The organism is Kitasatospora sp. NPDC127121 (assembly GCF_042677305.1).
Lineage (GTDB): Bacteria > Actinomycetota > Actinomycetes > Streptomycetales > Streptomycetaceae > Kitasatospora.
The window spans coordinates 60,428-78,862 of the sequence record NZ_JBHXTQ010000008.1 but is presented as its reverse complement, the minus strand read 5'-3'; the positions used below and the strand labels follow the sequence as shown (position 1 = coordinate 78,862).

The window sequence follows — 18,435 nt, the reverse complement described above, 5'->3', positions numbered from 1 at the left end:
CGCCCGGCGTGATCCGAAAGAGAGCCCCTAATCCCCGTAGCGCTCCCAGAGCTTGGGAAACCGTTTCGCCATGACGTCCGGGTCGTCGAAGTCCAGCGCGGCCCCGGCCGGTCGGCCGGACTGTCGCCCGCCCACCTCGGGCAGCGGCAGCCCGGTCAGCTGCTCGTACGCCTCGTCGGCGGCGTAGCCGAGGTCCTCGGCCTCGCCGTCCTCCTCCTCGTCGAACTCGGGCAGCAGGTCCGCCAGGTCGTCCGGCTCGAACAGAGCGCCCTCGAAGACGTCCCGGCCCTGGCCGATCAGCCAGCAGCGGAAGTAGTCGAAGGTGTCGTCGGAGGCGCCGTCCAGCAGCAGGTAGGCGGCGCCCCAGAGGTCGTGGCGGTAGGCCCGCTGGAACCGGGCCTCGAACAGCCGGGCGAAGTCGATGACGTCGTCCGGGGTCAGCTGGACCAGCCGTTCCACCAGCCGGTCGGCCTGCTCGTCCGGATCGCCGTCGGCGTCCTCCCGGGTCTCGTCGATCATCTGCCAGAAGTCGGTCTCGTCCATCACCGCTCCAGCATCCCCGTTCGCCAGCCCCCGCGCATGCCATGGCCCGGCGAAACGCTGGTGATGTTCGACGCAGCCGGGCGCGGGTCGGATACGACCAGGCGCGGCCAGGAGCAGGCGGACGGCAGGCGGACCCCGGCAACGGCGGAGCCCCGCGCCGTCCAGGGACGACGCGGGGCTCCGTGCAGCCGAAACCGCGGACCTGCAGTGGTGCCTTACAGGCCGAGCTCGACCTCGAACTCGCCGGCCTCCAGGATCTCCTTGACCGCGACCAGGTAGCGGGCGGCGTCGGCGCCGTCCACCAGGCGGTGGTCGTAGGAGAGCGACAGGTAGGTCATGTCGCGGATGCCGATGGCGGTGCCGCCGTCGGCCTCGATGACCACCGGGCGCTTGACGGTGGCGCCGATGCCCAGGATGGCGACCTGGTTCGGCGGCACGATCACGGTGTCGAACAGCGCACCGCGCGAGCCGGTGTTGCTGATGGTGAAGGTGGCGCCGGACAGCTCGTCCGGGGTGATCTTGCTGTCGCGGACCTTGGTGGCCAGCTCGGCGGTCTTCTTCGAGATACCGGCGATGTTGAGGTCGCCCGCACCCTTGATGACCGGGGTCATCAGACCCTTCTCGGAGTCCACCGCGATACCGATGTTCTCGGTGTCGAAGTAGGTGATGGTGCCCTCGGCCTCGTTGATCCGGGCGTTGACGACCGCGTGGGTCTTCAGCGCCTGGGCGGCGGCCTTGACGAAGAACGGCATCGGGGACAGCTTGACGCCCTCGCGGGCGAGGAAGCCCTCCTTGGCCTTGCCGCGCAGCGACATGATCTTGGTGACGTCCACCTCGACCACGCTGGTCAGCTGGGCCTGCTCGTGCAGGGCCTTCAGCATGTTGTCGCCGATGACCTTGCGCATGCGGGTCATCTTGACCGTCTGGCCGCGCAGGGCGGACGGCGCGGCGGCGGCCTTCGGCGCAGCGGCCGGAGCGGCGGCGGCGACCGGGGCCGGGGCGGCCTTGGCGGCCTCCGCGGCGGCGACGACGTCCTGCTTGCGGATGCGGCCGCCGACGCCGGTACCGGCGACGGAGGACAGCTCGACACCGTGCTCGGCGGCGAGCTTGCGCACCAGCGGGGTGACGTAGGCGTCACCGGCGTCGGCCACCGGGGCAGCCGGCGCGGCCGGGGCGACGGGAGCCGGGGCGGCGACCGGAGCGGGCGCGGCCGGGGCCACCGGGGCCGGGGCGGCGGCGACCGGAGCCGGGGCAACCGGAGCCGGAGCAGCCGGAGCAGCCGGAGCGACCGGGGCGGCCGGAGCGACGGGGGCCGGGGCAACCGGGGCCGGAGCGGCGACCGGGGCCGGGGCGGCGACCGGGGCCGGGGCGGCGGCGACGGCACCTGCGGCACCGATCAGCGCGAGCTGGGCGCCGACCTCGGCGGTCTCGTCCTCGCCGACCAGGATCTTCACCACGACACCGGCGATCGGCGACGGGATCTCGGTGTCGACCTTGTCGGTGGAGACCTCGAGCAGCGGCTCGTCGACCTCGACCGTCTCACCCTCGGCCTTCAGCCAGCGGGTGACGGTGCCCTCGGTGACCGACTCGCCCAGTGCGGGCAGCAGGACCGGGGTGGCGTCGGCGGCCGGAGCGGCAGCCGGAGCCGCCGGGGCGGCAGCGGCGACCGGGGCGGGGGCGGCGGGCGCCTCCACGACCGGGGCCGGGGCGGCGACGGGCGCGGCCTCGGCGACCGGGGCCGCAGCGGCGACCGGGGCACCGGAGCCGTCGTCGATGATCGCCAGCTCGGCGCCGACGTCGACGGTCTCGTCCTCGCCGACCTTGATCGAGGCCAGGATGCCGGAGGCCGGCGACGGGATCTCGGTGTCGACCTTGTCGGTCGACACCTCGAGCAGCGGCTCGTCGACCTCGACACGCTCACCCTCGGCCTTCAGCCAACGGGTGACGGTGCCCTCGGAAACGCTCTCGCCCAGCGCGGGCAGTGTTACTGAGACCGCCATGGTTTCAGCGACTCCTATCAAGTCTTGCGTACTGGAAATGGGGGGTGGTGGCGTGATCAGTCGTGCGCGTGCAGCGGCTTGCCGGCCAGCGCCAGGTGCGCCTCGCCCAGGGCCTCGGACTGGGTCGGGTGCGCGTGGATGAGCTGCGCGACCTCGGCCGGCAGGGCCTCCCAGTTGTAGATCAGCTGAGCTTCGCCGACCTGCTCGCCCATGCGGGCGCCGACCATGTGGACGCCGACCACGGCGCCGTCCTTGACCTGGACGAGCTTGATCTCGCCGGCGGTCTTCAGGATCTTGCTCTTGCCGTTGCCGGCCAGGTTGTACTTGAGGGTGACGACCTTCTCCTTGCCGTACAGCTCGACGGCCTTGGCCTCGGAGATGCCGACGGAGGCCACCTCGGGGTTGGAGTAGGTCACGCGCGGGACGCCGTCGTAGTCGATCGGCACCGGCTTGAGGCCGGCCAGGCGCTCGGCGACCAGGATGCCCTCGGCGAAGCCGACGTGGGCCAGCTGCAGGGTCGGGGCGAGGTCGCCGACGGCCGAGATGGTGGGCACGTTGGTGCGCATGTACTCGTCGACCAGGACGTAGCCGCGGTCCATCGCGACGCCGTTCTCCTCGTAGCCGAGGCCGGACGAGACCGGGCCGCGGCCGATGGCGACGAGCAGCAGGTCGGCGTCGATCTGCTTGCCGTTCTCGGTGGAGACGCGGACACCGGCCTCGGTGTACTCGACGCCCGAGAAGCGGGCCTTCAGCTCGAACTTGATGCCGCGCTTGCGGAACGCGCGCTCCAGCAGCTTGGAGGAGTTCTCGTCCTCCAGCGGGACGAGGTGCGGCAGCGCCTCGACGATGGTGACCTCGACGCCGAAGGACTTCCAGACGGAGGCGAACTCGACGCCGATCACGCCGCCGCCGAGGATGACGGCCGACTTCGGGATGCGGTCGAGCTTGAGCGCGTGGTCCGAGGAGATCACGCGGTTGCCGTCGATCTCCAGGCCCGGGATCGAGCGCGGCACGGAGCCGGTGGCCAGGAGGATGTGGCGGCCCTCGATGCGCTGGCCGTTGACGTCCACCGAGGTCTGCGAGGAGAGCTTGCCCGCGCCCTGGATGAAGGTGACCTTGCGGGAGGCGACCAGGCCCTGGAGGCCCTTGTACAGGCCGGCGACGACGTCGTCCTTGTACTTGTGGACGCCGTTGATGTCGATGCCCTGGAAGGTGGCCAGAACGCCGAACTCGGCGGCCTCCTTCGTCTCGTCCGCGATCTCGGCGGCGTGCAGCAGAGCCTTGGTCGGGATGCAGCCGCGGTGCAGGCAGGTGCCACCCAGCTCCCCCTTCTCGACCAGGGCGACGCTCAGGCCCAGCTGAGCGGCGCGGAGCGCCGCGGCGTAACCGCCGCTTCCGCCTCCGAGAATGACTACGTCGAAAACGGTGCTGGCGTCGTTCGCCACGTCACGTCCTCCATGCAATGGGGTGGGTCGCCGGGCCGGTCGCGGTCCGGTGGGTCGGAAGCCTTTGTGAGGCGCCCAGTCGTGCCGGAAATACATCTTCGCACTTGTTCGCGGTGGCTGATGTCCGGGTCCACCCCAGGGGTGTCCCACAGAGCGGTCACCGGGGCGGGAATACCCCCGACGGAAGGGCATCATTGCAGCTCAACGCGGGGTTGACAGCCGCCGGACGGGCGTCGGGGCGGCCCTGCGGCGCCGCGTCTTCCGCAGGGTGGAACAAAGTTTCGCCCGCAGCGAACAGAGGTGCGGGGCGAGGTCCCGGCCTACTCGCAGGTAACCGGCGCCGGAACGTGACGGACCCGCGACGGGCCGACAGCGGACCCGCGCGCGAACCCACGGTTGACCCGCGCGCGAACGCCGACGGGGGCCCGGCGCACGCGCGCCGGACCCCCGTCGACTCGGGTGCCTGATCAGGCCTTGCCGCCCGCCGCGGTCTGCTCGGCGAACCGGACCAGGGTGCGCACCGCGCTCGCGGTGCCGCCCTTCGGGGTGTAGCCGAACGGAGCGCTCTCGTGGAACGCCGGGCCGGCGATGTCCAGGTGCGCCCAGTCGATGCCCTCGGCCACGAACTCCTTCAGGAACAGGCCGGCCACCAGGCCGCCGCCCATCCGCTCGCCCATGTTCGCCAGGTCGGCGATGGTCGACTCGGTCATGCCCTTGCGCAGCTCGGCCGGCAGCGGCATCGGCCAGGACTGCTCGCCGACCTCGCCCGAGACGGTGTGCAGGGTCGCGCGCAGCTCGTCGTTGTTGGACATCACGCCGAAGGTGCGGTTGCCCAGGGCCAGCACCATGGCGCCGGTCAGGGTCGCCACGTCGACGATGACGTCCGGGTTCTCCTCGCCGGCGCGCACGATCGCGTCGGCCAGCACCAGACGGCCCTCGGCGTCGGTGTTCAGCACCTCGACGGTCTTGCCGCCGTACATGCGCAGCACGTCGCCGGGGCGGGTGGCGGAGCCGGACGGCATGTTCTCGGCCAGCGCCAGCCAGCCGGTCACATTGACGGCCAGGCCCAGGCGCTTGGCGGCCACCACGGCGGCGAACACGGCGGCGGCGCCGGCCATGTCGCACTTCATGGTCTCGTTGTGGCCGGCCGGCTTCAGCGAGATGCCGCCCGAGTCGTAGGTGATGCCCTTGCCGATGAAGGCCAGCGTGGCCTTCGCCTTCGGGTGGGTGTAGGCCACCTTCACCAGCCGCGGCGGGTTGGCCGAGCCGTTGCCGACGCCCAGCAGGCCGCCGAAGCCGCCCTTGAGCAGCGCCTTCTCGTCGAGCACCTCGACCTTGAGGCCGTGCTCCTTGCCGGCCGCCTGGGCGATCGCGGCGAAGCTCTTCGGGTTCAGGTCGTTCGGCGCGGTGTTGACCAGGTCACGGGCCCGGTTCATCTCCTCGCCGACCGCGGCGGCGCGCTCCACGGCCGCCTTGGCGTCCTTGCTGCCCTTGCGGGGGGCCAGCACGACCAGCTCGCCGACCGGCTCCTTGCCACTGCCGTCGGCCTTGTAGGTGCCGAAGGCGTACGAGCCGAGCAGGCCGCCCAGCGCGACGGCCTCGACCTCGTCCGCGGACTCGGCCGGCAGGGCCAGCGCGGCCTTCTTGGCGCCGGCCAGGGTGCGGGCGGCGACACCAGCGGCGCGGCGCAGCGCCTCCAGCTGGTAGCCGGCCTCGGCGGCCTCGCCGAGGCCGACCGCGAGCACGAGCGCGGCCTTCAGGCCGGCGGGGGAGGGCACCTTGACGGCCTCGCCCTCGGCGCCGGTCGCGCCCAGGGTGCTGAGGACCTCGGTCAGCTTGCCCTCGAACGCCTCGTTCACGGCCTCGGAGCCGGGGGCCAGCACGATGCCCTTGGGGCCCTTGGCGACACCGACCACCAGGGCGTCCGCGCGCAGCGAGGCGGCGGAGGAGGTGCTCACAGACAATGCAGTCACGTAATGCGTCCTGTTCTTTCGCGGTCCACGGCCGGTTGCGGCGAGGCTGCCGCACCGGCGCAACCCGCCGTCGCAGGCCGGACCGCCCGGCACGCTCCGGGTCCGGGCCCCCTGGCGCGCGCACCCGCGCAGGTCGCGGCCACGCACACCAGAGGCCCCGGCTCCTCGGGTCAGGCCGGGCGGGCAGGACCTGCGACGGTGCAGGGCTGCGGTGCTCCCCGCATGGTAGTCCGCATGGTGGGATCACGCGCCGCCCGGTGTCAGCCGAGCAACGCCAGGGCGAACAGCGAAGTGGTCGCGGCGGTTTCCGCCATCGCGCCGAGCACGTCCCCGGTGATTCCGCCGAACCGCCGTACGCAGCGCCGGAGCAGCAGCTGGGCGCAGCCGACGCCGAGCGCAACGGCCGTGGGGAGACGAAGGGTTGACGATCCGTCAAACAGTCCGAGGGCGGCCAGGGCGAGCGCCGCGGCGGCCGTCCCCGCGACCGCTCCGGCGGGTGCCACGGTGCCCGCCACCATCGCGCCCAGGCCGCCCGGCCGGGCGGCCGGCACCGACCGCAGGCAGCCCCAGGCGAGCGCGCACCGCGCGGTCACCGCCGACGCCAGCACCGCGAGCGCGCCGCGTGTGGTCGACTCGGCGAACTGTCCGGCCAGCGCGGCGATCTGGGCCAGCAGCACGAGAAGGAGGGTCAGGACGCCGAACGGGCCGATGTCGGACTGCTTCATGATGCGCAGAGCGTCCTCGGCCGGCTTCCCGCTGCCCAGGCCGTCGGCCACGTCCGCCAGACCGTCCAGGTGCAGCCCCCGGGTGAGCGCGGCCAGCACCCCCACCGCCGCCACCGCCCCGAGCAGCCCGCCGGCCCGCCAGGCCACCAGTGACCCCGCCCCGGCGGCCGCTGCGCCGAGCACCAGTCCCACCACCGGGGCCGCCGTCATCGCCCGCGCCGCCGCGGCCCGGTCCCACCGCTCCACCCGCACCCGCAGCACGGACAGCGTCCCGAACCCGAACCGGAGCCCCTCGGCCCAACTGGCGCCCTGCACGACGTGTTTCCCTCCGAACGGAAGCGCCCCGTCCGATGTGTCGGACGGGGCGCCATGATCCTGGTGCCACAGGTTGCCGCGGGTTGCTACAGCCGCCGCAGCAGGTCCGCCGCCGAGGGCAGCTTCGGCTGCTCCTTCGGTGCCGACGGCACGAACGGCCGCGGGGCCTCGTCCGCGAGCGCGTCGCCCGCGGCCTGGAGCAGCGGCAGGGCCAGCAGCGCGCCGAGGCCCTCGCCCATGGTGATCCCCTGGTCCTGCAGCGGCGTCAGGGTGAGGCGGTCGTAGGCCTTGGCCTGGGCGGGCTCGCCGCTGGACTGCCCGGCCCGCCACCACTCCGGCGCCCGGAAGGCGATCCGCTGCGCGACCAGCGCGCAGGCCGCCGAGACGACGCCGTCCAGCACCACCGGGAGCCGTCGCACCGCGGCCTGGAGCAGGAAGCCGGTGATCGCCGCGAAGTCGGCCCCGCCGGTGGCGCCGAGCAGCGCCAGCTGGTCGCCGAGGACGGGCCGGGCCCGCCGCAGGGAGTCGCGGATGGTGGCGCACTTGACCATCCAGACCCGGTCGTCGACGCCCGAGCCGCGCCCGGTGACGGCGGCCGCGTCCGTTCCGCACAGCGCGCCGACCAGGACGGCGGCGACGGTGGTGGCGCCGACGCCGAGGTCGCCGAGCAGCACCAGGTCGGTGCCGGCGTCGGCCTCCTCGTCAGCGACGGCCATGCCGGCCCGGAAGGCCCGCGCGGTCTCCGCGGGGGTGAGCGCGTCCTCGACGTCGATCCGGCCGGAGCCGCGCCGGATCCGGTGGGTGACCACGTCGTCCGGGAAGTCGGCGGGGTCGGCGTCCACCGCGACGTCGACGACCCGCACCTCGGCGCCGTAGCGCCGGGCCAGCCGGGTGACCGGCGCGGTGCCGTCCAGGACGGCGCGCACCCGCGCGGCGGTGCCGCCCTTGGCGGGCAGCCGGGACACCCCGAGCGCGGCCACGCCGTGGTCGGCGGCGAACAGCAGCACCTTGGGGGCCGACACCGGCCGCACGGGGGATCGCCCCTGTACGGACGACAGCCAGCTGCCCAGCTCCTCCAGCTTGCCGAGCCCGCCGCGCGGCCGGCCGGCCTCCTGCCAGCGTTCCTCGGCGGCCCGTCGGGCGCTCTCGTCGGGGCGCTCGACGAGCGAGGAGAACGTATCGAGATCCACGGTCGTGTCCATCGTCCGGAAGGCTACACGCCGCAGATGTTCAGGCGGCGGCTGGCTTGACGGTCAGAACCTGCCCGGCCACGACCAGCAGCACACGCTCGGAGGCGTCCGCCACGGCCATGTTCAGCCGGCCCAGGGTGTCGCGGAAGCGCCGGCCTGCGGCGGTCGCCGGGACGACGCCCATCCCGACCTCGTTGCTGACCGCGACGGCCGTGCGCCCGGTGGCCGCCCAGGCCCGCGCCAGGGCCTCGCAGCGCCGCTGGACGGCGGCCTCCCCACCCGCCGCCCAGACCGCGTCGTCCCAGGCGCCGCACTCGTCCATCACGGTGGTCAGCCACAGTGCCAGGCAGTCGACCAGCACCGGCGCCGGGTCGGTCCGGTCGGCCAGCACGGCCTCCAGGTCGCAGGTCTCGGCGGTGCGCCAGCTCGCCGGCCGCCGCTCGCGGTGCAGCGCGACCCGCTGGGCCCACTCGGCGTCGCCGTCCCGGGTGCCGCCGGTGGCCACGTACAGGACGTCCGGGTGGTCGGCGAGCAGCTGCTCGGCCCGGGTGGACTTGCCGGAGCGGGCGCCGCCGAGCAGCAGCGTGCGGGGGAGCGGGTGGTGGATCGCCATGCCGCCCATCCTGCCCGACCGGGCATCCGGAGCGTCCGGCCAGGCATACGGAAGATCGGGCCGGGCAGGCTAAGGTGCGCAGCACGCAGGCAGCGTCGTCGGTGGGAGGAGCCGGGCATGGTCTGGACGTGGCGGTACGAGAAGTCGGACGGCACCGCGGTGGTGCCGGAGGGCGCGCAGGAGGAGTTCGCGGGCCAGGGGGACGCCGAGACCTGGATCGGGGAGTCCTGGAAGCAGCTCGCCGAGGACGGCATCGACACGGCGGTCCTGCTGGACGACGACCGGGTGATCTACTCGATGAGCCTGCACGAGGCGTAACCGCCGTCGCGGGGCCGCTACTTGGCCCCGACCACGTGCAGCAGCGCGGCGACCTGCCGGTACGGGTCGGTGCGGCCGGCCCGGTCCTCGGCCTCCAGCAGCTGGGCCAGCTGCCGCCCGTCCACCGGCGGGGCCGCGTCGTCGGGCGCGTTGTCGGTGAAGACCCGTACGCCGTACCAGTGCTTCAGCGGCACCGACACCTCGGAGAGGGTGACGGTGAGGTCGGCGAGGCGGTCGGCGCGGGCGGCCAGCCCGAGCCGGTTGTAGTACCGGTCGCTCTCGAAGGCGTGCAGGGCGGCCCGCCAGTCCCCGGCGGCGGCGGGCCGCAGGGCGAGCGCGTCGCGGTTGCGGACCAGCAGCGAGAGCAGCCCGCCCGGGGCCAGTAGTCGGGCCAGCGAGGCGATCATCGGGTCGGGGGCGGGCAGGTACATCAGGACGCCGTGGCAGAGCACCACGTCGAAGCTGCGCGGGCCGAACCAGCGCCCGCACTGGTGGGCGTCGCCGCTGAGCAGTTGCAGTCGGCCGGCGACCTCCGGCGGTTCCTCGGCGAGCGCCCCCTGGGCGACGCCGAGCGCGACCGGGTCGGAGTCGATGCCGGTGACGTAGTGGCCGGCCCGGGCCAGGCGCAGCGCCTGGGTGCCCTGGCCGCAGCCGATGTCGAGGACGCGCTGCGCGGTGCGGCCGGCCAGTTGCTCGGCGAGCTGCCGGGAGACCAGCTCCTGGCGGACGAAGTTGCGCAGTCCGCCGAGCCGGTCCAGCCAGGCGCCGGTACCGCCGGCGAAGGAGCCGCTGCGCGAGGGCAGCCGGCGCTCCTGGCCGATCCGGTCGTGGCCGCCGTCCCCCTGCCCCGGCAACGCGTACAGGCCGGGCCCCTCCCAGGAAGGCGGGGCCCAGCCGGAGTCCACCGGTTCGGCGGTCAGGGCTTCTCCCCGCGCCGCACCTGCGGCTTGGGCAGTCGCAGCCGGCGCATCTGCAGGATGCGCATCAGGCCGTAGGCGACCGCGCCGCGGGTGTTCTGGCCGGCGAAGCGCTCGGCGAACTGCTTGCGCAGACCGAAGCCGAGGCGGACGAAGTCCAGGATCACCAGCACGAAGAACAGCAGGAACAGCAGCGTGGACAGCAGCTGGATGGCGGGCACCTTGATGATGCTCAGCACCAGGATGACCACGGCGGCGGGCAGGAAGAACTCGGCGAGCGACCAGCGGGCGTCCACGTAGTCGCGGGCGAACTTGCGCACCGGGCCCTTGTCGCGGGCCGGCAGGTGGCGCTCGTCGCCCTCCATCAGCGCGGTGCGCTGCTTCTCGCGCTCGGAGCGCATCCGCTCGCGGGCCTGGCGGGCGGCCTCCTTGCGGTCCTTGGGCACCGTCACCCGGGTACGCCGGTTGGCCTCGGCCTCACTGCGCTTGGGCGTTGGCCGGCCCTTCTTGGCCTGGGGGTGGCGGGTCTCGTCCGGCTTCTCCAGCACGGTGGCGGAGGCGGCTGCATCATCTGAACGGCGTCGGAACACACCACCAGCGTACGGGGTGCCGGGCGGCTTCTCGGGGTCCCCTCGGACCCAAACGCGTATCGATCCGCGAGGTCGGCCGCCCGCCGGGGTTTCCCGGCCCCTTCCCGTAGGGGATCAATCGGATGGACTATGGAGGGGATGAGAGGCGGATCCACCCGGGGGAGGAGGAACTCCGCTGGTCGCTGTAGCAGTCTTGTAGCAGGCAGGTGCACTGCGGCGACGGGCTCGCTGCACATACACTCGTCGTGTCTGGTATCGAGATAGAGACCGCAGGCCGGAGAAGGGGGCACCCGAGGCCCATGAGCGACGGAATCATGAAGCGTATGGGGTTGATCTTCCGCTCCAAGGCGAACAAGGCCTTGGATCGGGCGGAGGATCCCCGAGAGACGCTCGACTACTCCTACCAGAAGCAGCTCGAACTGCTGCAGAAGGTACGGCGTGGCGTCGCGGACGTCGCGACCTCGCGCAAGCGCCTGGAACTCCAGCTGACCCAGCTCCAGCAGCAGTCGGCGAAGTACGAGGACCAGGGCCGCAAGGCGCTGTCCCTGGGCCGTGAGGACCTCGCGCGCGAGGCGCTGACCCGCCGGGCCAACATGCAGTCCCAGATCACCGACCTGGAGACGCAGTACCAGGCCCTCCAGGGCGAGGAGGAGAAGCTCACGCTCGCCTCCCAGCGGCTGCAGGCCAAGGTGGACGCCTTCCGCACCAAGAAGGAGACCATCAAGGCCACGTACACCGCTGCTCAGGCGCAGACCCGCATCGCCGAGTCCTTCTCCGGGATCTCGGAGGAGATGGGCGACGTCGGCCTGGCCATTCAGCGGGCCGAGGACAAGACGGCCCAGATGCAGGCCCGGGCCGGTGCGATCGACGAGCTGCTGGCGTCCGGTGCGCTCGATGACGCGAGCGGTCTCGGCCGCAAGGACGACATCGAGGCCGAGCTGGAGCGAGTGGCCGGCGGCACCGACGTCGAGCTGGAGCTGGCCCGGATGAAGGCCGAGCTGGGGGGCCCGTCCTCCGGTCCGGCCGCGATCGAGCAGGGCAAGCCGCAGCAGCCGCAGGCCCACCCCCAGCAGGACACCCCGCGCATCAACTACAACAAGTGATCTGAGCTCCATCCCACGAACCAGGGAGACGCACGGCATGATCATGAGGGTCATGGGTGAGGGGCAGTACGAGGTGGGCGATGACCACCTGAACCTGCTCAACGAGCTCGACTCCGAGCTCGTCACCGCAGTGGAGTCGGGGGACGAGGAGCACTTCCGTCGCGCCTACGGCAAGCTGCTGGACGCGGTGAAGCAGTTCGGCACCCCGGTGCCGCTGGATTCACTGGCGCCGTCCGAGCTGATCCTGCCGAGCGCCGAGGCGACGATCGACGAGGTCCGCGAGCTGTTGATGGCCGACGGCGAGGGTGTGATCCCGGGCTACCCCGAGTAGCCGCCGCGGCCGGTGCCAGACGAAAGGGCGGGTCCCCTCCGGTGGGAGGGGACCCGCCCTTCGTCGTGTCGTCGTGTTCCGGCGGCCGGGCCGGGCCGGCTACGGCAGGGCCAGCATCCGGTCCAGCGCCGCCTTGGCGTACTTCTCGGTCTCCGGGTCGACGGTGATCACGTTCGGCACCCGGCCCTCGACCAGCGACTCCAGCGCCCAGACGAGGTGCGGCAGGTCGATCCGGTTCATGGTGGAGCAGAAGCAGACCGTCCGGTCCAGGAAGACGATCTCCTTGTCCGGGTGGGCCTTGGCCAGGCGGCGGACCAGGTTCAGCTCGGTGCCGATGGCCCACTTGGAGCCGGGCTCGGCGGCGTCCAGCGCCTTGATGATGTACTCGGTCGAGCCCACCATGTCGGCGGCCGAGACGACCTCGTGCTTGCACTCGGGGTGCACCAGCACGGTGACGCCGGGGATCCGCGCGCGCACGTCGTTCACCGAGTCCACGCTGAACCGGCCGTGCACCGAGCAGTGGCCGCGCCACAGGATCATCTTGGCGTCCCGCAGCTGCTCGGCGGTCAGGCCGCCGTTCGGCTTGTGCGGGTTGTACAGGACGCAGTCGTCCAGCGAGAGGCCCAGATCGCGCACCGCGGTGTTGCGGCCGAGGTGCTGGTCGGGCAGGAACAGCACCTTCTGGCCCTGCTCGAAGGCCCACTCCAGGGCGCGCTCGGCGTTGGAGGAGGTGCAGATGGTGCCGCCGTGCCTGCCGGTGAAGGCCTTGATGTCGGCGGAGGAGTTCATGTACGAGACCGGGACGGTGACGTCGGCTATGCCGGCGTCGGTCAGCACGTCCCAGCACTCGGCGACCTGCTCGGCGGTGGCCATGTCGGCCATCGAGCAGCCGGCCGCGAGATCCGGGAGGACGACCTGCTGGGCGTCGCCGGTCAGGATGTCGGCGGACTCGGCCATGAAGTGCACGCCGCAGAAGACGATGTACTCGGCTTCCGGGCGGGCCGCGGCGTCGCGCGCGAGCTTGAAGGAGTCGCCGGTGACGTCGGCGAACTCGATCACCTCGTCGCGCTGGTAGTGGTGTCCGAGGATGAAGACCCGGTCACCGAGCGCGGCCTTGGCGGCGCGGGCGCGCTCGACGAGGTTCGGGTCGGAGGCCGGGGGGAGGTCGCCGGGGCACTCGACGCCGCGCTCGCTGTTCGGGTCGGCCTCGCGGCCGAGCAGCAGCAGAGCGAGCGGCGTCGGAGTGGGGTCGACGCCGTGGGTCTCGGTGATGGTGGTGGTCACGGGCGGGTGCCCTTCTGTGCGGCCGATCAAGCCTGAAGCCTTTTCGTCTATCTGACGCTATCTATGATAACCGGTTAGCGTCAGAGTGACGATGGCCATCCTGTCGATGTGACGAGAACCGCTCGCCGAATCGGACCCCCGGCGGAGCCGGATGACCGTTTTGGGGTGGTCCTCGCGTGGCCGAATCGATATCCGGCCGGGCCCGGGTATGGCTGAGGCCATGAAGGCAATCGCGATCAACCGCTACGGCGGCCCCGAAGTCGTCGAGTACACCGACCTGCCCGACCCCAAGGTCGGCCCGGACTCGGTCCTGGTGCAGATGCGGGCGGCCGGGGTGAACCCGGTGGACTGGAAGATCCGGGACGGCGCCCTGGACGGCCTGCTGGACGCGCACTTCCCGCTCGTCATGGGCTGGGACCTGGCCGGCGTGGTCCGCGCCGTCGGCGGCGGCGTCACCGAGTTCGCGCCCGGCGACGAGGTCTACGGCTACGTCCGCAAGGACACCGTCGAACACGGCACCTACGCCGAACTCGTCTCCGCCCCGGTCCGCACCCTCGCCCGCAAGCCGGCCGCACTGGACTGGGCCCAGGCCGGCGGCCTGCCGCTGGCCGGGCTCACCGCACTGCAGAGCCTCAAGGCGCTGCGGCTGCGGGCGGGGGAGACCCTGCTGGTGCACGCCGCGGCCGGCGGGGTCGGGCACCTGGCCGTGCAGATCGCCCGGGCCCTCGGCGCCCGGGTGATCGGCACCGCGGGCGAGCGCAACCACGACTACCTGCGCGGCCTCGGCGCCGAGCCGGTGCTCTACGGCGAGGGCCTGGCCGACCGGGTCCGGGCGCTCGCCCCGGGCGGGGTCGACGCGGCCCTCGACCTGGTCGGCCACGGCGCCGTCCCGCTCTCGGCGAGCCTGGTGGCGGACCAGAGCCGGATCGCCTCGATCACCGACTTCGGGGTGAAGGCCCTCGGCGGCCACTACGTCTGGGTCCGCCCGGACGCCGCGGACCTCGCCGAACTGGCTGCGCTGGCCGACGACGGCCGGCTGACCGTCACCGTCGCCTCCACCTTCCCGCTCGCCCAGGCGGCCTCCGCCCAGGCGCTCAGCGCCGAGGGCCGCACCCGGGGCAAGATCGTCCTGCTGGCCGACTGACGGCGGACCGGCTGCCGACCGGCGGCGGACCACCGGCCGTCATCTGCGAGCGGTGAACTTGCTCCTGACATCCGCCAGAATGGTTGGCGAACCGTTTCGGCAGCCGCCCCTACCGCCCTCCGTCCGAGGGCCGCCGCCCGAGGCCGCAACCGACCCGTACGACCCGTGGAGCCCCGCACCGATGACCAGCAGCCGAGCGCACGAGGTGGTCGGGGCCGACCTGGACGAGACCGACCGGCTGCTGCTCGCCCGGCTCGGCCGCGACGGCCGCGCCTCGTACGCCGAGATCGGCCTCCAGGTCAACCTCTCCGCCACCGCCGTGCGCCGCCGGATCGACCGGCTGCGGGCGCGCGGCGTGGTGCGGGGCTTCACCGTGGTGCTCGACCCTTCGGTGCTCGGCTGGCAGACCGAGGCCTTCGTCGAGGTCTACTGCCGCGAGCGGACCGCCCCCGAGGAGATCCTCGCCAGCCTGCGCCAGTTCCCCGAGGTGATCGCCGCCTGGACGGTCACCGGCGACCCGGACGCCCTGGTCCACCTGCGCGCCGCCGACATGCGCCACCTGGAGGCCGTCATCGAGCGCATCCGCCGCGAGCCCGGCGTCCAGCGCAGCCGCTCCTCGGTCGTCCTCTCCCAGCTCATCGGTTAAAGGCGCGCCCCGTCCGGCCCCCTCCGGCCGGTGCGCAGGAATCCTGCGCGGACCGGCCCGAAGACGCCCGAAAGCTGCCTGACCAGCCGGGTTCCGACGCGCGGCGAACCCCTCCCGCTGCCTACGCTGATCACGTCCGGTCCACGCGGTGAACCGCCCCGCCGACCGGGCATCCCCCGACACCCCACAGCCGAGAGGGACAGCCGTGTCCGCAGCCCCCGACCGCATGCACCGGCCCGACAACGAACTGGTCGACCTGGTTTTCGACTACATGCGGGACCGGCTGCAGTACGACCCCGTCCCGCTCGACCACCCCGGTGACGGCGAGCACCTGCGCGCCCAGCTGGCCGGTCTGCTGAACGCGGACGGCAACGCCCCCGCCGACGTGCTCAAGCTCTACGACCACGAGCTGTCCCGCGCGGTGATCTCCGCCGACAGCCCGCGCTACCTGTCGTTCATCCCGTGCGCCCCGACCAAGGCCGCGCTGCTCTTCGACATGGTGGTCTCCTGCGCGTCCCTGCAAGGCATCTCCTGGCTGGAGGCGGCCGGCGCGATCGCCGCCGAGAACCAGGTGCTGCGCCTGATCGCCGACCGTGCCGGCCTGCCCGCCTCGGCCGGCGGCACCTTCGTCTCCGGCGGCTCCGCGGGCAACCTCTCCGCCCTCGTCGTCGCCCGCGACACCGCCCGCCGCAAGCTGGGCGTCGGGCCGGAGGCGCGGCTGCGGATCGCCGTCGCCGACCAGGTCCACTCCTCGGTCAAGAACACCTTCAACATCATCGGCGTCGAGGCCTTCAAGGTCCCCACCGTGAACCGCCGGTTCACCGGCGAGGCGCTGCGCGCCGCGCTGGCCGCCGACCCGAACCCGGAGACCGTCATCGCGGTCGTGGGCACGGCCGGGACGACCAACGAGGGCATCGTCGACGACCTCAAGGGCCTGGCCGAGGTCGCCCGCGAGCGGGACCTGTGGTTCCACGTCGACGGCGCCTACGGCGGCGCGGGCCTGTTCGCCCCCTCGGTGCGCGAGCGCTACAACGGCATCGAGCACGCCGACTCCTTCGTCGTCGACCCGCACAAGTGGCTGTTCGCCCCCTTCGACTGCGCCGCGCTGATCTACCGCAACCCGCAGCTCGCCCGGGCCGTGCACACCCAGGACGCCTCCTACCTCGACGTCCTGCACACCGAGGGCGACGAGTGGAACCCCACCGACTACGCCTACCACCTCACCCGGCGCGCCCGCGGCCTGCCGCTGTGGTTCTCCCTCGCCGTCCACGGCACCCAGGCCTACACCGACGCCATCGAGGCCGGCCTCACGCTCGCCCGGGACACCGCCCAGCTCATCCGCGACACCGACCACCTGGAGCTGCTGTTCGACCCGCAGCTCTCGGCCGTCTGCTTCAAGCGCAAGGGCTGGACCAACGAGGACTACTACCGCTGGTCGCAGCAGCTGCTCGCGGACCAGATCGGCTTCGTCACCCCCACCGGCTGGGACGGCGAGACGGTCGCCCGCTTCGCCTTCCTGCACCCGGGCACGACGATGGACATGGTCCGGGAGATCCTGGACACCATGGCCTGATCGGCCCCCGGTGACCCGTGGCCCCCGTCGGAGCAGGCAGCCGGCGGGGGCCCACGTCGTCCCGTCGTCTCGTCGTCCGATCGTCCCGTCGTCCCGTCGTTCACAGGAAGGCGCCGCTCGGCAGGTACGGCGCCGGCGGCCGCATCCCGCGCAGCCCGACGAAGCCCCGGCTCTGCGGGGTCAGCCCCACCTCCAGGCCGACGTCCAGCGCCCACTCCTGCTCGGCGGTCAGGAACTCCACCCGCGCCTCGACCCCGTCCGGCACCCGGGCCAGCGCCTCGCGCAGCAGCCGGGCGGCGATCCGCTTGGTGGTGGCCGCCAGCAGCTTCACCTCGCCGCCGTCCCGGTAGCAGTAGCCGCTGCCGGCCAGCGCGTCGGCGATCAGCAGTTCCTCGAAGTGGCCCAGCATCAGCTCGTGGTCCGGGCCGTGCGCGGACCCGCGCAGCCGCCGGTCCACCGAGTCCAGCAGGTGCCGGTGGACGGCGCCGCCCCGGTGCACCGGGATGTCCCCCGGGTCGAGCAGCCCGGCCCGGTCCACCCGCCCGGTCAGCCGCATCGCCGGGTGCAGGGTGAACCCGGCCAGCCGGTAGCGGCGGACCGCCGCCGGGGACGCCGACGCGCAGACCATCCCGCGCAGGCAGCCCCGCGAGTGCGCCGCCGCCCGTTCCAGCAGCAGCCGCCCGACGCCCTTGCCCTGCGCCTGCGGCCGGACCGCGAACAGGGATGGCGCCCACAGGCCCTCCCGGCGCATCGACAGCACCGCGCCGACCGGCTCCCCGCCGCTCTCCGCCAGCCAGCAGCCCGCCGGATCGGTGCGCGCCAGATGTCTCGTCCGGGCCAGCTGCAGTGGGGTCGGCACGGCCGCCGGACCGGGCAGGGCCGGATCGGCGAACGCGGCGAGGGAGAGCTCCTGGACGGCCTCCGCGTCGGCGGCGGTGTCCCTGACCTGGCGCAGGATCATGGCCACCATCCTGGCGTCCGCCGGCCCGGCTCGGGGCCGGTTCCCCGGATTCCGCGGCTCGGGCGGTGACCCGCCCTCCCGGGTTGTGCGAGCATGGGGAGCGTAGGGGACACGGGTGGCACACCCGGCCCACGGAAATTCCGCCACCAGCAAGCCGACGAAGACAATCGCCGTTCGGGAAATGAATCCGGACGGCCGTTGGTTGGCACTGTGGGCAAACCGTCGTCAAAGACCGGGAGAAAGCAGATGACCGTCCAGGACGAGACCACCGTCGAGAGTGGCATCCTCCTTACCGATGCCGCCGCGGCCAAGGTCAAGGGCCTGCTGGAGCAGGAGGGCCGCGACGACCTCGCACTTCGCGTCGCCGTCCAGCCCGGTGGCTGCTCCGGCCTGCGTTACCAGCTGTTCTTCGACGAGCGCTCGCTCGACGGCGACGTGCTCAAGGACTTCGACGGTGTCAAGGTCGTCACCGACCGGATGAGCGCCCCGTACCTGGGCGGCGCCACCGTCGACTTCGTCGACACCATCGAGAAGCAGGGCTTCACGATCGACAACCCGAACGCCACCGGCTCCTGCGCCTGCGGCGACTCGTTCAGCTAGGCCTGAGCAGCACCGCTCGACGCTCGTTCGAGCCGCGGTACGGAGGCGGCCCCCGGGCAAAAACCCCGGGGCCCCCCCCCGGGCCCCACCCGTGTGGCGGCAAAAGGCCCGCGACCTCCGGGGGGTCCCGGTGCGGCCCCCAGGGGCGGTCGGCCCCCACCCGG

The 18,435-nt window shown here is 72.9% G+C and carries 17 protein-coding genes and 1 pseudogene; 7 read left to right on the top strand and 11 right to left on the bottom strand.

Going from position 1 to position 18,435, the window contains the following annotated elements; genetic code table 11:
- Positions 1 to 27: 27 nt before the first annotated feature.
- The 7 genes and pseudogenes from ACFVHI_RS07295 to cobU form a co-directional block, all read right to left on the bottom strand.
- Positions 28 to 543, bottom strand: a complete 516-nt coding sequence (locus tag ACFVHI_RS07295; RefSeq protein ID WP_350885237.1) for a DUF4240 domain-containing protein — start codon at positions 541 to 543, stop codon at positions 28 to 30.
- 215 nt (positions 544 to 758) lie between these two features.
- Positions 759 to 2,543 (bottom strand): 2-oxoglutarate dehydrogenase, E2 component, dihydrolipoamide succinyltransferase, encoded by a 1,785-nt coding sequence (gene sucB, locus ACFVHI_RS07290; RefSeq protein ID WP_380336571.1) that lies wholly within the window; start codon positions 2,541 to 2,543, stop codon positions 759 to 761.
- A 56-nt stretch (positions 2,544 to 2,599) separates the two neighbouring features.
- Positions 2,600 to 3,988: a dihydrolipoyl dehydrogenase gene (gene lpdA, locus ACFVHI_RS07285; protein ID WP_063347308.1), complete on the bottom strand. Its 1,389-nt coding sequence runs from the start codon at positions 3,986 to 3,988 to the stop codon at positions 2,600 to 2,602.
- Positions 3,989 to 4,455: 467 nt separating this feature from the next.
- The gene (locus ACFVHI_RS07280; RefSeq protein WP_380336568.1) at positions 4,456 to 5,961 is read right to left on the bottom strand and encodes a leucyl aminopeptidase; all 1,506 of its coding nucleotides are present in this window, start codon (positions 5,959 to 5,961) and stop codon (positions 4,456 to 4,458) included.
- Positions 5,962 to 6,221: 260 nt separating this feature from the next.
- Positions 6,222 to 7,001 (bottom strand): adenosylcobinamide-GDP ribazoletransferase, encoded by a 780-nt coding sequence (locus tag ACFVHI_RS07275; protein WP_380336565.1) that lies wholly within the window; start codon positions 6,999 to 7,001, stop codon positions 6,222 to 6,224.
- Positions 7,002 to 7,087: 86 nt separating this feature from the next.
- Positions 7,088 to 8,203 carry a nicotinate-nucleotide--dimethylbenzimidazole phosphoribosyltransferase gene (locus tag ACFVHI_RS07270; RefSeq protein ID WP_380336562.1) on the bottom strand — a complete coding sequence of 372 codons (1,116 nt, stop codon included), beginning with the start codon at positions 8,201 to 8,203 and terminating at the stop codon, positions 7,088 to 7,090.
- 28 nt (positions 8,204 to 8,231) lie between these two features.
- Positions 8,232 to 8,834 (bottom strand): annotated as a pseudogene (gene cobU / locus ACFVHI_RS07265) (bifunctional adenosylcobinamide kinase/adenosylcobinamide-phosphate guanylyltransferase); the annotation flags it as partial.
- Positions 8,835 to 8,921: 87 nt separating this feature from the next.
- Between cobU and ACFVHI_RS07260 the strand changes: the two are divergent.
- Positions 8,922 to 9,122, top strand: a complete 201-nt coding sequence (locus ACFVHI_RS07260) for a hypothetical protein (protein ID WP_063347303.1) — start codon at positions 8,922 to 8,924, stop codon at positions 9,120 to 9,122.
- A 17-nt stretch (positions 9,123 to 9,139) separates the two neighbouring features.
- Here ACFVHI_RS07260 and ACFVHI_RS07255 read toward each other — a convergent pair whose 3' ends face one another.
- Entirely contained in the window at positions 9,140 to 9,880 is a 741-nt protein-coding gene (locus tag ACFVHI_RS07255; protein ID WP_107453016.1) for a class I SAM-dependent methyltransferase, read from the bottom strand.
- Positions 9,881 to 10,038: 158 nt separating this feature from the next.
- On the bottom strand, positions 10,039 to 10,629 hold the full coding sequence (locus ACFVHI_RS07250) for a DUF3043 domain-containing protein (RefSeq protein ID WP_063347302.1): 591 nt from the start codon (positions 10,627 to 10,629) through the stop codon (positions 10,039 to 10,041).
- A 299-nt stretch (positions 10,630 to 10,928) separates the two neighbouring features.
- Between ACFVHI_RS07250 and ACFVHI_RS07245 the strand changes: the two genes are divergently transcribed.
- Together ACFVHI_RS07245 and ACFVHI_RS07240 are read left to right on the top strand one after the other, a co-directional pair.
- Positions 10,929 to 11,732: a PspA/IM30 family protein gene (locus tag ACFVHI_RS07245; RefSeq protein ID WP_079135541.1), complete on the top strand. Its 804-nt coding sequence runs from the start codon at positions 10,929 to 10,931 to the stop codon at positions 11,730 to 11,732.
- A 37-nt stretch (positions 11,733 to 11,769) separates the two neighbouring features.
- Entirely contained in the window at positions 11,770 to 12,063 is a 294-nt protein-coding gene (locus ACFVHI_RS07240) for a hypothetical protein (RefSeq protein ID WP_063347300.1), read from the top strand.
- 99 nt (positions 12,064 to 12,162) lie between these two features.
- Here ACFVHI_RS07240 and nadA read toward each other — a convergent pair whose 3' ends face one another.
- Positions 12,163 to 13,347, bottom strand: coding sequence for a quinolinate synthase NadA (gene nadA / locus ACFVHI_RS07235; RefSeq protein ID WP_363372072.1), 1,185 nt, complete (start codon positions 13,345 to 13,347; stop codon positions 12,163 to 12,165).
- A gap of 220 nt (positions 13,348 to 13,567) precedes the next feature.
- Between nadA and ACFVHI_RS07230 the strand changes: the two genes are divergently transcribed.
- The 3 genes from ACFVHI_RS07230 to ACFVHI_RS07220 all read left to right on the top strand — a co-directional run bounded on the left by ACFVHI_RS07230 (position 13,568) and on the right by ACFVHI_RS07220 (position 16,710).
- Positions 13,568 to 14,491 (top strand): NADP-dependent oxidoreductase, encoded by a 924-nt coding sequence (locus ACFVHI_RS07230; RefSeq protein WP_363372070.1) that lies wholly within the window; start codon positions 13,568 to 13,570, stop codon positions 14,489 to 14,491.
- A 181-nt stretch (positions 14,492 to 14,672) separates the two neighbouring features.
- Positions 14,673 to 15,137 (top strand): Lrp/AsnC family transcriptional regulator, encoded by a 465-nt coding sequence (locus tag ACFVHI_RS07225; protein WP_063347298.1) that lies wholly within the window; start codon positions 14,673 to 14,675, stop codon positions 15,135 to 15,137.
- 205 nt (positions 15,138 to 15,342) lie between these two features.
- Positions 15,343 to 16,710, top strand: a complete 1,368-nt coding sequence (locus tag ACFVHI_RS07220) for a pyridoxal-dependent decarboxylase (protein WP_244293334.1) — start codon at positions 15,343 to 15,345, stop codon at positions 16,708 to 16,710.
- 100 nt (positions 16,711 to 16,810) lie between these two features.
- Here ACFVHI_RS07220 and ACFVHI_RS07215 read toward each other — a convergent pair whose 3' ends face one another.
- The gene (locus tag ACFVHI_RS07215; RefSeq protein WP_063347296.1) at positions 16,811 to 17,671 is read right to left on the bottom strand and encodes a GNAT family N-acetyltransferase; all 861 of its coding nucleotides are present in this window, start codon (positions 17,669 to 17,671) and stop codon (positions 16,811 to 16,813) included.
- Between the two features lie 246 nt (positions 17,672 to 17,917).
- On the opposite strand from ACFVHI_RS07215, the gene erpA reads away from it, so the two are divergent.
- Positions 17,918 to 18,271, top strand: a complete 354-nt coding sequence (gene erpA, locus ACFVHI_RS07210; protein ID WP_030391519.1) for an iron-sulfur cluster insertion protein ErpA — start codon at positions 17,918 to 17,920, stop codon at positions 18,269 to 18,271.
- The last annotated feature ends 164 nt before the right edge of the window (positions 18,272 to 18,435 follow it).